The 14,740-nt window shown below is 59.9% G+C and carries 8 protein-coding genes; 4 read left to right on the top strand and 4 right to left on the bottom strand.

Annotated features, from left to right (window positions below; translation table 11 throughout):
- Positions 1-5 precede the first annotated feature (5 nt).
- Both WKF55_05615 and sprA read right to left on the bottom strand, forming a co-directional pair.
- Complete coding sequence (locus tag WKF55_05615; protein MEJ7759052.1) at positions 6-917, bottom strand: M28 family peptidase; 912 nt, start codon at positions 915-917, stop codon at positions 6-8.
- Positions 914-7,177, bottom strand: coding sequence for a cell surface protein SprA (sprA, locus tag WKF55_05620; GenBank protein ID MEJ7759053.1), 6,264 nt, complete (start codon positions 7,175-7,177; stop codon positions 914-916). The genes WKF55_05615 and sprA overlap by 4 nt, the downstream gene beginning before the upstream one ends.
- Before the next feature lie 136 nt (positions 7,178-7,313).
- Here sprA and WKF55_05625 point away from each other — a divergent pair, with 136 nt between their 5' ends.
- From WKF55_05625 to WKF55_05640, 4 genes are read left to right on the top strand one after another with little or no spacing between them, the layout of a single operon-like run.
- Positions 7,314-8,909, top strand: coding sequence for an LptF/LptG family permease (locus WKF55_05625; GenBank protein ID MEJ7759054.1), 1,596 nt, complete (start codon positions 7,314-7,316; stop codon positions 8,907-8,909).
- A complete protein-coding gene (locus WKF55_05630) occupies positions 8,906-9,991 on the top strand; it encodes an LptF/LptG family permease (protein MEJ7759055.1) in 1,086 nt (361 codons plus the stop codon). The genes WKF55_05625 and WKF55_05630 overlap by 4 nt, the downstream gene beginning before the upstream one ends.
- Before the next feature lie 17 nt (positions 9,992-10,008).
- Positions 10,009-10,752 (top strand): ABC transporter permease, encoded by a 744-nt coding sequence (locus tag WKF55_05635; protein MEJ7759056.1) that lies wholly within the window; start codon positions 10,009-10,011, stop codon positions 10,750-10,752.
- Positions 10,749-11,651, top strand: a complete 903-nt coding sequence (locus WKF55_05640; protein MEJ7759057.1) for an MlaD family protein — start codon at positions 10,749-10,751, stop codon at positions 11,649-11,651. Before WKF55_05635 ends, WKF55_05640 begins: the two co-directional genes overlap by 4 nt.
- Here the strand turns inward: WKF55_05640 and WKF55_05645 are convergent.
- Complete coding sequence (locus WKF55_05645; protein ID MEJ7759058.1) at positions 11,648-12,388, bottom strand: carboxypeptidase regulatory-like domain-containing protein; 741 nt, start codon at positions 12,386-12,388, stop codon at positions 11,648-11,650. The two genes, WKF55_05640 and WKF55_05645, sit on opposite strands and share 4 nt — an antisense overlap.
- 161 nt (positions 12,389-12,549) lie before the next feature.
- A complete protein-coding gene (locus WKF55_05650) occupies positions 12,550-14,730 on the bottom strand; it encodes a TonB-dependent receptor (GenBank protein MEJ7759059.1) in 2,181 nt (726 codons plus the stop codon).
- Positions 14,731-14,740 lie beyond the last annotated feature (10 nt).

Raw genomic sequence — 14,740 nt, forward strand, 5'->3', positions numbered from 1 at the left:
GTCAGCTAGCGCAGCAGCGCCTCCGCGACCTCCCCCACGATAGACAGCGAACGTGCAGAAATCCGCTCGATTGTATCCGTGGGGCGGTGATGGAATGGATAATCGAGATCGATCACGTCGATCACGCGCAGTCCCGCCTTCAGCAGAGGCACGTGATCATCCGTCACCGGATAATCGATCGCCACCGGAAGAAATACGTCGTCGTGTCCAAGTTCCGCCGCTTTCTGCCAGACCCGATCGACGACCTCCGGCGCACCCTGCATCGAGTACGGCTCCTTCTTGATTGCAAGATCTGCATCTCCGATCATGTCCCACAGCACGCCGAAGATAGGTTTGTACGACGAATCCGGCAGATGCGATGCGAAGTAGGTGGAACCGATCAACACGTCCTGCATCGTGTTGAAGTTTCCGTAGTCCTCCCCATCCACGAACAGCAGATCGACGCCAATGGATGGCGGCGTCTTCTTCAACGCGTCGGCGAGGGCGACAAAGAGTCCTACTCCCGATGCTCCATCGTTCGCGCCGGGCACAGGGAGTTGCTGGTCGCCCAGGTTTTCGCTGTTGTCACTGACGGGCCGGGTGTCCCAATGCGTCAGGTAAAGAATGCGGGATGTCGCCGCCGGTTGAAACCGCGCGAGAATATTGCGCATCGGAAGTTGCTTGCCGTCGACCGTGGTATGCATCCAGCTCTGCACGATGACCGTATCCGCGCGCTCTCGCATCTGCTGCAGAATCCAGTCGCCGCCGCGTTGCGCGCCGGGCGTCCCGGGAACGCGAGGGCCAAACGCCATCTGCGCCGCGGCATACTTCAGCGCGGCGTCACCGTCGAATTTGCCAGCCTTCGGTCCGCTGTCGCCACTGCAACCGGCGATAGCCGACGCGGTCGCCACTGCGAGCCAGGCCAGGCGTCGATTCACTTGAGATCGCCGGCGAAGAATTGCAGGTGCAGAATTGCGCTCAGCACAGTCTGTGTGAAACGGCGGTTCAGATTCTTGTCGAAGCTCTCGACACGAGACACGACAAAACTGGATGAAAGATTCTCTGCAACGTCGGTATCGGCACTGAAGCTCCATGCGCGGCGCCCGTTGTCGCTCAACCGGCTTTCGCCGTTACTGGCCAGCGGGTTGAGGACGAAGTTATCGCCCTGAGTGTCCTGATAGCTGAGCCTCGTACGCAGATCGCTGCGGAGTTTCCACTCTGGCGGCACCGCCCACGGCTTCGCGATCTCGACGTTCACGTCCGCACTCGCATTCTTCGCGCTCAGGCCGGGGCGCGTCTCCCTGCGCTGTGAAATCGTGTATCCGAGCGTGCTGGAAAACGGCCTCGCGCCAGCAAATACCAATGAGAGATTTGCCGGGTAGCTGCGTACCACCGACACTCCCCGGTCCATCATAAACGCAGCAGGCTCGCCGTCATCGACTTCATCCTGCCCCCCGAGGCCCGTAACCAGTTCGGGCTGTCGTGCATTTACCTGCCGTGTCTGAACGGCACGTGCGCTCCCGCCGATGCTAGAAAACACACCACGCAGGCGGCTGGGCTTCATGCTCCATCTCAGCGACACATCCGGGAAAACTACCTGCGTGCCATCGGCCACTGCCTGCCGTTCATCGATGCGCCGCGTCCAGTTGCGGGCATTGATGAGCTGATAGCGGTTCGCCAACGTCATACCGAACGGAAGGATCATCGAATGATTGGCGGAGAGCTGGCTCAGCATGCCGGCGCTTGTTGCGGGCCTGCCGCCAAGCTCGCGAAACCGTCCCGGCCCGCCAAACGCGAACTGATAGGATATCGGTGGATCGTATGGGCTCCCATCGAATACCGAAATGAGACTTCGATTGAAGTTCACATCGAGCGGCTGCATGGCCGTGAGCATTCGACGCACCAGGCCGCCGCTGTCAGCATACAGTCTCGCTGCACGAGGAAGATCAATCGTCAAACCAGCGGATGTGGTTTGTGCGCTGCCGAGCCTTCGCGGCAGCCGCACTACTGTGTCTTCAACATTCAGATAGCTCAGGGTGTTCGGATCGCGAAGCATGTTGAACGAGCTGCCGATGTCGATGCGGGGCTTGATCCACGACGATATCGCCGGGGTAAAGTTGATCCCGGCCTGCATCTCCCGCTCTCTCTCCAATCCTGTGTTCGCACCGAGCAGGCCCGCACGTTCGGTGCTTGCGATTATTCCCAGAGGCGTGTCGTCGCCATAACCTCGCAGGTCGCGCACAGAGCTGAAATCGAGCCGCCCAGACAATGAGCGGGACGGCCGTAATTGTAATGAAGTTCCGTTCCGCCATGTACTTGTGAGGCCGGCGATATCCCGGGGTATGTCGTCGAACGCGGCGGCCGGTTTTGTAAACGCCGACCGCCGGTCCCTGCCCCGGCTATAAACACTCGTGACATGCAACTCGGCCGGCGACCATCGGGAGAGATTCGGAAGCAACGCCCGCGACAGGTTGTAATCCAGCCCGACAGTGAAGTTGCGAGCACGGCCATCTTCGTACTCGCTTCTCGCCGCTGCCGATGTGTACGCACTGGACAACGACAGATTGTTGAGCAGTGGCGCGAACCTCGAGTTTGTAAGCGGCGTGGCACGCGCGACAGAAAATGTCACGGACGTGGCAGCCGACCGCGGAGTTCGCAATCCCTCGATTACGTCACCCTGCACATCCGATCGCGAAACGAACAACGGGTCGATACTGGCCGAGGCGTAGTTGAAGGTGATGGGGATTGAAAGACCCAGCGACCTCGGCAGCAGTTTCTCGAGATGGAAAGCGGAGCTGACGTTCACGCTGTTGTCGGTTAGGAAGCTCGGTTGCTCGGCAAGCTGCCTGAACTGAGGGTCGCGGCGGCTCACATTCATTCGAATGTCCGCGAAATCGCTCGCAATCACGGATAGTCCGATCTGACCGGCGAAGCCCGCTGCATCCACAACGCCGCCGAGTCGGATATCATCGACCCAGAGCTCGAGCGTGTCACCAGGAGCCACCGGCCGCGATGAACCCATCTCGCCCACTCTGATCATACCTACCGACAGCTCTTGGACTGAAGAGAGGTTCGGGGCACTTACGCCAGGATCGGACGTGTAGGCGATATATCCATCAGAACATGCGACGTACCGCACGCCCGAAGGAGGGACGGGCGAGCTGGCGATGAGGGCGGAGTCCGTGCCTGTGCATGACCCTCTCGTCCGTCCCTGCAGGTATGCGTTCTGAATCTCTGCTCGCAGTGCGAACAGCTTGAGAAAATCAACGCGGATTTCGGGTAGCCACGCACTCCGCCCTGATCCTCCGTTGAGCGGGGTGCGATAGAGATAGAAATTATTGGGATCACGTCCGATCTTGACGAAGAACTGGAGCTCCCCATTGTCGCCCCAGCCATTGCGGATGCCGCGTGCCCACAGTCGCAGCTCCTTGTAGGCCATGAAATTCTTTTCGCCGTCAGGAAAACGGAAATAGGCTTCGGCCCGGTCGTATCGGTTGAGATTGCCTGCCGTCAGCCTGAGCGACCGTTCGTTGATCTGAACGCGGTTCGATTCAAAATTGATGCGTTTACTGTCCGGCTCGTCGACGACGCCGGGCGGAGATTCGTAGTCGATTCCCCCGGGAAGATTGCGGTCCTGAGTGCCGATGACACCGGCGGTCACAAATCCCCCGCCCGGTTCCTCGGCGGCGACGCCGCGCAAGCCTGTATCACGCCGTTTGAGCCAGGGAGCGCCAGTGAGCCGCAAACGCGCGAGCGGCACCCGGATAAATTCTCCATCCGTCACGCGATCGCTGGAAACCATCGTCATCCGCAGTGCACGAACGCGGCGAAGCAGCGGCAAACCCAGCGAATCGCTCGCCGATCTGAATGGGATGCGAAAGAATACCCAGCACATTCGCTCCGCCTGAACGCCAACTGTCGGCCGCGCCGCCTCACATCGGCCGACGCGGTTGTAGCTGGAACTGTCCGCGAGATCCACTACATAGCGCTTCAACTGCTCTGCATCACGATCGACGACGGTGAGGTTAAGGACATCGTCAGAGTCGATGTCCTCTCCATCCAGCCGGTTGTTCAATACTGTGCAGTTGCTGCGAGAGTCGCCGAGGATCTGCACGAGAGAGTAGCCGCCTCTGCAAGTCGCGACGTTGCCAACCGTCTCCACCCGTGCCGGCCCGCCTGGTACCGTGTCCGTGACGACTACGATTGCGTCGGCAACGTCGCCTGCAATTCCCCTGTCGTCGACTCCGACGTTGAAGGCGCGCGAGAATGGATCACGTTCGCTGTCGAGGCGGTCGTATCCCTGCAACGACTTTCCGGTGTAAGTGCTGTCAGCGGTACCTGCCGTGCTTGGGGCGCCCCTGCGCACTCTGAGAGTATCGGGAGCGAAGGCTACCGTGTTTTCGGACACATCTCCAAAATCCAGCACCATCAGCGGATTGCGTGCGCGCCGGCCCGGTGCGATCGGTATCTGCGCCCAGAATTCCACGCTCTCCACTCGCGAAAGATCCGAGCCGCTAGGTCCGAGCGGAGTACGAATCGATCTCCATCTTCGACCCTGCGGGGCCATGCCGACGGTCCACTGAAAACGATCTCCGGTTCCAGTCACGTTACCGCCTTCACGGAGCCCGCCGATGGAAAGCGGGTAGAGCGTCATCCATAAAATCTGCTCGAACCCCGACAGTCCCGCGCCAACAATGTTGGTAAGCGGGTCGATATCCTCGATCCGGTAGCGAACAGGATTGCCGGCCAGATCGAGACCCTCACTCTGCCACGCCATGGTCGACGCCCGCGCGAGGTCGAAAATATCGGAGCCGAGCCGCGATGCCACTTCTCGTCCAAGTGCGGGCTGGCTGCTGTAGTACCATTGTGGATCAGCCAGGGACACGGTGATGCCCCCTTCGCCTTCGAACGATTCGATGTATGCCTGGCCAGCGGCGTTTGGCTTCGGACGGCTGGCAGCGAACTCTCCTGAAACGCTCACTCTCGATGGCACCCGCGTTTCACCGTGCGGAAGCATCGACACCAATGACGTCAGCGGTGATGCATTGAAGTCGAACTGGGCCGTAACGCCCGCAACGAGAGAAGCGGCAGGCTCGAAACCAAGGGGCGGACGATTGAAAGCCGAATTCTGGGTCTGGGAGATTGCCGTGAAATTCACACTGCCGCTCGAAAGGGGAAACTCTGCCGTAGCTCCGAGGATCGATGTCGGGGTTTGGGCGAAAATCGGGTTTTCCTCGAACTGAACGCTCACTTGTCGCGGATGACGGAAGAGCGTGTCGGGGCGGGTAAAAGTTACGCGTCCGAGGTCGTAATCGACCGTGTAGTCGCTGCCCCGAACGAGCGGAGTTCCATCCATGAAGATCCGGTCCGAGTTCGGTCTCACCTGCACTGCACCGAGCATCAGGGTACCGCCCGTTCCGCTGCCCTCAGCTTGGTAGCGCGCGCGGATATGGTAAACCGACGGCGGACGTTGTGCAGACCGCAAGTACTCGGCGGGGATTGTGTAGATCGTATCGTTAGAGGGATTGACCCGGCCGGCGAGCCCGTCGCTCGCGAACGGCCGTAACGACGGAAAGACGAGAAACTGATCGCGGATCACGCGGGCCGAGGATGGCCCGAGACTCAGCTCGAAGTTCGGATCGGATGGCCGTGGCCATAGCCTGTTCTCTATGTCGAAGGTCGAAGTATTCGTGCGTTGCGCCAATCCGAATAGCTGAAGGAACGTATCCGCTCCCCGGAGTGTGGGATCGACCGCCTTCTCCTGGTCATCGCTCGTGCCCGTTACGACTTTTAGGACAACGCTCTGGCGGATCACGTCCGGGCCGCCGATTCGGTACACGCTCCTGATTTCCCGGGTGAACGCAGGGTCACCCGGGACTATTTGCGGATCCCATAGCAGGTTCGCGAATTGCTCCAGTTGGGGACGGAACTCGAGGTCCGGCGTTCCGCCGGTGGTGACGTGGATAGTATCCCTGCCATTCACCCGGACGCGGTAGGCGGCGACAAGCCGCTCGTTGTTCAGCGAAAGTGGTCGAACGAGGGCAATCCATAGCTGAGATGGATCCACGTAGTAGTCGATCCCTTCGCGGAGCCGTTCGTAAACCTGGCCGCGGCGCGAGCGGGCATCGCCGATGATGCGGAACTGAGGCCCGCTCGGATTTACCGGCTGCCCACCAATCAGGAGGCGGTAGAGGAACACACGGGTTGGACGCAGAGTGTCGGGCAGCGACATCGCCAGCTCGGCCATCCTCCGGCTGTCCAGGATATCGATGTTCGGATAAGCGTTCGTGAGCAGCCGGGGAGGCACGGTAAAGAAAAACCGGCGAGGTTCGAACTGATGATCCTCAATGCGCCGATCCACGGACGAAAGTGTGTTTGCGCCGACCGTAAACACCCGGTCGCTGACGACATTGCCTTTCTGTTGCGCAACTATCGCCTTAAGCCGTGCCGAGCCCACTCTGGCGATCGCCTGGAGCCCGTAGTTGCCACTCGGGATTCCGGCAGTGATGAAGCGCGATGCCGGCGGCTGAAACGTGACGTTGCCGATTTCAACACGCTGGAGCATTTCGCCGGGCTTTCCGCCGTAACTGATCGAGATGTTGTTGGATGCATCAAACTCGCGCTGCGTGTCATAGTCCACATCGACGTGAATTCGGTCGGCAATCACACCACCCGATCGCGCGTTGAACTGAAAATCGAGTATCGGCAGGAAGCCACTACCGCAGTTGTAGGTGGGGTCGATGAACCCGCCAACGGCGCAGCGGTCATTCTGGTTTCGCTCGCCGCGGAATTCCATGCGGGCGTTGAGCTGCAGGCCAAGGTCTGAATGGTCGGCGATGATGTCGCTCGCGCGGGCTGCCACGCGGCGATCGGCCTTGTCGATCATCTCCTGGGGGTAATCGGGCGACTTTACGGCCGTCGCGAACGAAGAAGCCGCTATCTGGCCCCACACCGCTCGCTCGATGGAGCGCATGTTCTGCTGGAAAGCCGTTGCGCGCGCAGCCTCGATCTGCTGAACCGCCTCCCGGAAGGTCTCCCGCTCGGCGCGAGATAAAACCGTCGGGAGGCGTAGCGCAACGGAATCGCCGCCTAGCCTGATCCGGACGCCCGGCCGCACGGACGATGTGTCTCGCGGCGGCCGTAGTATGGTATCGCTGGGAGCTTGCCTCGCGGTGTCGCGGGGTATTTGCTGAGCCATTGCTGAATCCGCGCTCAGACCGGTCGCCATGAACGTGAGCAGCCATGAGATCAGATGCCCGCGTACAGCCGATCGATCCCCGGGTCGGACTCTCAAATGAGGGTCACAGGCACAGCGGCCCCGTATATTTCACAGTGTGAAGATACTCCACAAATACGTCCTCAAGGAGCATTTCGGCCCCCTCATGTTCGCCATGACGGCGCTCACGGCGCTGCTGCTGCTGCAATACATCGCCAAGCGGTTCGGCGATCTTGTCGGCAAGGGGTTGCCATTGGAGATAATCGCCGAGTTTCTGGGGCTCTCAATTCCGCTGACGGTTGCGCTGTCGCTGCCGATGGCTGTCCTGGTATCGACGCTGTATGCGTTCAGCCGGCTAGCCTCGGAAAACGAGATAACCGCAATGAAGGCCAGCGGTGTCAGCCTGAGGTATGTACTGACGCCCGTACTGTGGGCGGCGCTCGGGGTGACGTTCTTCATGGTCGCGTTCAACGATCAGATTCTCCCGCGTGCAAACCACAAGCTGCGCACGCTACAGAGCGATATCGCGCAGAAAAAACCCACTTTCGGGTTGCGCGAGCAGGTCATCAACGAGGTGAGTCCCGGCAAGCTGTATCTGCGGGCCGGCCACCTCGAGAAGACGTCCAACATCATGCGCGAAGTGACCATCTACGATGTCGGTGACCCAATCCGGCGGCGTACGATTTACGCGGACAGCGGCAATATGGGCATGTCGCCCGACCAGGCAGATCTCCAGTTGACGCTATACAGCGGGACGGTCCAGGATGTTCCGGTAGCCTCCCCCGATCAGCTACAGCGTTTGCACTTCGACACGGAGCTGATCCGCATCAAGGGCGTGGGTAACGAATTCCGCAAGACTGCCAACGATGGCTATAAGGGCGAACGGGAAATGTCGGTGTGCGAAATGGAGCAGAACGCGTCGATCGCGCGCCGGTCGCTGACTGAGGCACAAATGGAGTTTGCTGAAAAAACCGCTCTCGCAAAAAACCGGAATGTGAAGCTGGCCAGAGAGGTCTTCGAAACCCGCACCGCCACTCCGATAACGGTAGGACTTGGCGACGCCTATTGCGGGCTGCTGGGGCAGGTGGGAGCCGGCGGGCTTGGCGCCCAGCAACCGTCGCCCCGCGCCCCGTCGACAGGTAACGCTGGGCCTGGACAGCGGTTTGCGCCCGTTGCCGAAGCTGTCGAACCTGGTCAGCCGCCTGGACAAACGGACCCGAGCGTTGTCAGGCAGCCTGTTGTCATCCCGGACGGGGTTATTCCGGCCCAGGTCGAGACGGCTCGCCTTCGCCTCATGGATGCGCGAAACACGGTGAATCTTTACGAAGTCGAGATCCACAAGAAGTTTGCGCTCGCGGCTGCCTGCTTTGTATTCGTGCTGCTTGGAGCGCCTATCGCGCTCCGTTTCCCCCGAGGTGGCGTAGGTCTCACCATCGGGGTGAGTCTTGTAGTGTTTGCGCTGTATTATGTCGGCCTGATCGCCGGTGAGTCGCTCGCTCGGCGCGGCCTGGTTCCGCCGTTCATGTCGATGTGGGGCGCCAATCTCGTATTTGGCGCGCTGGCGCTGGTGATGCTGGCAAAGGTCGGCAACAGAACCGGATCTTCCCGCGGTGGAGACTCGCGGGAGATCATCGACGCCATCCGCGGTCGATTCGGACGCACGCCACCCCACGGGACAGGGGCAGTGACTGGTTCTGGTTCGCATCGCGCGTGAGTCTCGTTCGTCCGCTGGACAGATACGTCTTCTCCGAATTCTGGAAGATATTCACAGCAACCGCATTCGGGTTTCCGCTGCTGCTGATTGTCTTCGACGTCACCGACAATCTCGACAAGTATCTGGCAAAACAACTTCCGATCCGGAACATCGCGCTCAGCTACGTCTACGGTTTGCCGGAGTCGATGTTTCTGATCCTTCCGGCGGCAGTGCTGTTCGCCACCGTTTTTTCGATTGGCAGCTTTACCCGGCATTCGGAGATGACGGCCGCCAAAGCGTCGGGAATAAGTTTCTATCGTTTCATCGCTCCAATTTTTCTGGGCGCTATACTGGCGAGCGGCATGGGGTTGGTGATTGGTGAGATTGCACCGCAGTCCAACTCGCGGAAGCTCGAGCTGCTCGAAAATCAGACGTTCACTTCCATGAGTGAGCGCTACAACTTCGCTTACGCAGCGGATGCTGGCCGCGTCTACAAGGTGCAGACGCTGCATGTCGAAAGCCGCGTTATCGATGGCATGACGGTCGAGCGAAGAGGCAGAGGCCCCAGCTACCCTTCTTATATTGTAGCGGCAAGCAATGCGAAGTATTGGGGGCCTCGCAAAGGCTGGAACATCGGCCAGGGGGTGATGCACGTGATCTCCGACTCGCTTTACAACATTTCATACAAATTCGATTCACTGGTCGACCGCAGATTCGTCGAGCGGCCTCAGGACCTGATGCTCACTCCAAAGGCGCCTACTGACATGGCATTCCGGGATCTGGGGAACTTCATCAACGCGATGGAGCGTTCGGGCGCGGACGTCGACCAGCTGCGCGTGGAGCGGATGCTGAAGATCGTCATTCCGGTAACGAGCGTCATTATTTTGCTGTTTGCGGCAGCTCTGGCGACGAGCACCCAACGCGGGGGTGCAGCATACGGTGTCGGGGTATCCCTCGGCACTACGCTCATTTTCATGTTCATGATCCAGCTCATGAAGGGGCTTGGCGGTAACGGCCTCGTTCCGCCCGAGTTCGCGGCCTGGGTGCCCAGCATTCTCTTCGGTGTTGTTGGCGCCGTACTTTTTGCACGCGTGAAGACTTGATCGCTGCGGTTTCGGGCATGTTCGCACGGGTCGGCGAACGTGGATATTTCATGCGCGATATCGGCCGGGGGTTGAAGGATCCCGCTACATACGGCTCCGAGACGATAAGGCAGATGCGCAATATCGGAGTCGATTCCCTCCCGCTTACGGCAATCGTGGCGGCGTTCATCGGCGCTGTGACCGCGTTCCAGACCCGCTATCAGCTGTTTGGCGGAGTGCAGCTGTCGGTCGTGGGGCTGATATCCCGGCAATCGATCGTTCTGGAACTTGGCCCACTGCTCACGGGCCTGGTTCTGACCGGCCGGGTGGGCGCGCGCATCACTGCCGAAATCGGAACCATGCGCGTGACCGAGCAGATCGACGCACTCGAGACGCTCGCCTACGATCCCATCGCCTATCTGGTTGTCCCCCGTCTGCTCGCTGCGCTGATAATGGTGCCGATGTTGACGATCATGGCCAATGCAATCGGAGTTGGAACCGCATTCTTTACCGCCGTGGTTGCCACGGATGTGACAGGCGCGGCTTTTTCGGAAGGGCTGCGGCTGGCATTCGCGCCGTTCCAGATAGTCTACAGTATCATTAAGTCGATTCTGTTTGGCGGAGCGATCGCCTTTTTCTGCTCCTATGAAGGCTACAACACCACCGCTGGCGCTGAGGGGGTGGGTCGCAGTACCGCGCAAGCGGTGGTAATCACATCCGTGGCCATACTTGTTCTCGACGCGCTGACTGCGCTTTTGCTCGCACCCTACTTACAGGCATGAAAAAACGCGACGACGTACTCGTTGGAATAGTGATGGCCATTGCGATACTGATCGCTATCGTGGGTTCACTCTGGCTGGCGCGGGGCGGCCTGTCGAAGGGTTATGCGCTGTACGCGAAGTTCCCGTGGTCGTCCGGACTGAAGCAGGGGCAGCCGGTGTTGCTGGCAGGTGTCAACGTGGGATACGTCGACGAAGTGCAGCTCCGGCAGGACGGAACTGTGCTGACCACCTTCCGTCTTGGCGACGAATACAAGGTTCCGCGGGGAACGGTGGCGACTGTAGTGCCGAACGGCATTTTTGGCGACATGGCTATCGCGCTGACACCAGTGGGCCCGAACTCACGCTCGATTCCCGCTGAGGATACGGTTCCTGTCGGGCCATCCTCCCCTGGTATTGCGGGACTCACCGGAAAGGCCGATTCCATTGCGACCTCAGTGAATGCAATTACGACCTCGTTGCAGAAAGAGCTCATCGCTGCGGGAGGGGTTGCCGATCTCCGCAAGAGCCTGGCGTCGTCGAATGAGCTGGTGCTGAACATGAACCGGCTGGTATCGCAGTTCAGCGTCATTGCCGCCGAGCAAAACCGCCAGCTGATCGCGACCCAGGCGTCATTGCGGCGGGCTACTTCCGGCATCGACTCGTCCAAGATCGATTCCACGCTCAGCAACGTCAGGCAGACGTCCGCGAACATGACGGCTCTGACGGCGGATTTCAAGGCAACAAGTGCGAAACTCGATTCGCTGGTGTCGAAGGCGAACTCCGGCCCGGGGACTGTTGGCCTGGCACTGAATGATCCTGGCGCCTACAACGACGTAAGGAAGTTGATCCAGCGGATGGATTCGCTGCTCGCCGACGTCAAGAACAACCCGCGGCGTTACATCAACCTGAAGATTTTCTAATTCCCACCGTGCCATCTCGTCCAGACGACGACTGCGGCGCAGTCGTTAGGGCGGGGGCTGAACTCCGGCGGGACGCTTGCCATGCCGTGATAGACTTCCATTGCTTCGATATCGAGTGGACTCAGCGCGAAATACCCCACGTAGCCATCGTGTGACCTGAATCCGTCAATGTAGACTGCGACGCTCCCGCACCGCAGAAACTGGATCGACGGGACCATGCCGCGATAGCGGATTCTGACTCCAGTGACCATGCGGAGCAGGTCTTCGGATCTCGATGCAGCTCGTGCGTCGACGTCTTCACGGGTAAGAAAAGTTCCGAGGCCCTGCGCACGGCGCGCGTAGAACGCGTCGAACTTTCCGGTTCGCGCATATCGGTCGGGCTTGAGCATCCTCGATTTCACTACGACCTTTTTCAAATCGAGCGCGACCGGCAGGAGCATCGCACGCGTGTCGGGAGTGGAACCAGGAATGACCGAGATCGGGATTGTTTTCTCAGCGAATCCAAGGCGCCGTACTCGCAGGACGGCTGCGCCAGATGGCACCGCCAGCAACGCAACCCGGCCTTCCTCGTCGGTGTTTCCGCGGAGTGAAGTCCCCACCACCTGCACTTCGGCTCCCGCTACCGGGCGCCCGACACTGTCAGTGATGAACGCGATGACGATCGATGTCTGGGCCTGAAGCTCCTGGGACAATGCCGGGCGCGAGTCAAACGCAGCAAGCCCTAATGCCGCGACCATGGCTACGCACCCGCGGAACCCGCGGGGTGGACTATTCTTGAAAGGCCCCATATGTGACTGCGACCGTGTTGAAATCCCTTTCCTAAGCTATTTGCGGGGAAGCAAAGTGCAACACCGGATCGATATAGGTGCCTCAGCCTTTGGCGCGCCAGGAGCCCCTGCTACGGCCGCAGCGTTTCGAGCGATAGCGAAACAAGGAGACTTCGGGGCGTTCCCGGCTCGAATGCAACCGCCGCTCCGTTGACGATATCGGGGTTGACGAAGGCAGAGCCAGTGAAGGAGCGGTTCGCAATGTTTTCCAGCGTTATGAAGCCGCGGACACCGATTCGTCCAATGCTCAGAGGCCGGGTGGACGCCAATGTCGCGCTTACCGTTTGATAACCGGGTACTTCGGCCGCGTTGGCGTCATCGAGGAAATACTTTCCTACGCCACGGAGGGCCAGCTCGACGCGCGCCGGCAAGCCCGGCCCAATACCCTTCGCTACGCTCGCGCTGAAGTAGAAGCCTGGCACTCCGGCTACGTGATTCCCTGCGTAACTCGCGATTGCCCCGGGCCGTCCGTAGTGGACCGAATCGATGGTATACCGCACGTAACGGTTGCGGGAAAAAGTCGCGGCGCCTCGAAACTCGGCTGCTCCCGAACCGGTTATTGTAGTGCCGAATTCAGCGCCTCTTCTCTGAACCTGGCCGGCGCTGAAGTAAAACCGACCACCACGGTATGGGACGATTTCATTGGCGACATCGGTGACGTAAAGCGCGGCATCGTAAGACACTGATCTTACGAGCTGTGTCTCGCTGCGCATCACCAGACGCCGGGCGCCGATTTCGAAGGTGGTCGACCGGATTGGTTCAAGCAGGGGATTGATCGCTGTGACGGTGTCCTGGCCAAACGTGGAAGCGGGATCTGTTTCGTTCCCGGCTGGGGCTTCCACACCGCCGCCAAGGTTCAGGTAGATGCTGTTCGCAGGCGAGAAACGATAGCTCAGTCCGAGCTTTGGCGTGACTCGGGCGAAAGATTTTCCAGCATCGGTTGCCGGATCGATCAGGTTCCTGTAGTCGTAGCGAACGTTGTCGTAGCGTACGCCGAGGTCGAGATTCAGCCTGTCGTTGAAGACGAGGCCCTGCTGAACGAAGATGCCCGTATTGGATGCGCCTTCGCGCTTGTTGTCGCGAATCTGCGAGCCCCGGCCACCCGACGGCGTGAGAGTATGGAAGATAATTTTTCCATCTTGGGACGCTCGATCGCCCCCTGCCAAGGTGGATGCGCGGATGCCGGTGGCGACGTTGAAGATCGTTTGAAACACGAGGTTGCCACCGACATGGTGTCTGTCGAAATCGCGAAAGGTGTTGCGTTCCGACCGCTGCAGGATTTTCGGATTGGTGAACACCATTCCGGAGATCGAGCGCGAGCCAGACAAAGCGTGGTCCAGTGTGACACCGATTCGAGCCACTTTGTTGTATCGTCGCTCCTCGCGCGAGGCGTAAGTGGCGTTGGCGGCCCTGGGATTTGCGATCGCCTCTGCGCGGGTCAACGGTCCGGGAATATGAAACAGGCTGTTGGCGGCGGTCACGAAAACTTTTACATCCGTGTCGTCACCGAGAGGCGCGTCGAGAGAAGAATTCACCAGAAAACGACGGCTATCGGAGTGCTGTCGCCAGCCCCGCTGACTGGTATTCGTGAAGGTGAACGACAGCGACGATGCGCCGAATTTCGTTCCCCCCTGGGCAACCGTACGTAGAAGGCCAAAGCTGCCTGTCATCTGCTGCAGCTTCGCGAAAGGTGCATCGAACTCCGGCACAGTGGAGATACTTACCACTCCGCCAGCGGCGTTGCCCCAGAGAGCCGACGCGTTCGATCGCACGATCTCGATGCGGTTTGCCGCGTGCAGGTCGATCAGATCGAATGAAGTACGACCATCCGGTTCGGTTTCCGGAATGCCGTCGAGGAGAATCCTTATGCCGCGGGACGTGCCGGCGTTCGATCGGTCTCCTGCTCCACGTGCGCCGAAACCGCGGAGGGTGAGGCGGACATCGCTTCCGCCATAGCGTGACTGGGCAAGCACGCCGGGAATCCCATTCAATGCTTCGTCGAGGGCTACGCCTCGCTTGTCGTCGAGTTGCACGCGCGTAACCAGCGACACCGCGAGCGGCACGTCGGACAAAGATCGAGTCTGGCGAGTGGCGGTAATTGTAACGGGTGCCAGCCGAATGCGGGCGGAATCGGCGGAATCGACTGGTGCCGCCTGTCCCTGTATTTTCGCGGGCACCATCAACAGTCCGGCAACGACGAGTGCACAATGGACGTTTGCCGACATGAGAACAGGGTAATACCAAGCGGGCACGAACGTTAGT

The organism is Gemmatimonadaceae bacterium, assembly GCA_037721215.1.
In the GTDB taxonomy this organism is placed as follows: domain Bacteria; phylum Gemmatimonadota; class Gemmatimonadetes; order Gemmatimonadales; family Gemmatimonadaceae; genus UBA4720.

Bases quoted from the DNA above. Each gene is read 5' to 3' on its own strand.
- WKF55_05640 (MEJ7759057.1), top strand. From the start codon at position 10,749: ATGAAAAAACGCGACGACGTACTCGTTGGAATAGTGATGGCCATTGCG.
- WKF55_05635 (MEJ7759056.1), top strand. From the start codon at position 10,009: ATGTTCGCACGGGTCGGCGAACGTGGATATTTCATGCGCGATATCGGC.
- sprA (MEJ7759053.1), bottom strand. From the start codon at position 7,177: ATGGCTCAGCAAATACCCCGCGACACCGCGAGGCAAGCTCCCAGCGAT.
- WKF55_05645 (MEJ7759058.1), bottom strand. From the start codon at position 12,388: ATGGTCGCGGCATTAGGGCTTGCTGCGTTTGACTCGCGCCCGGCATTG.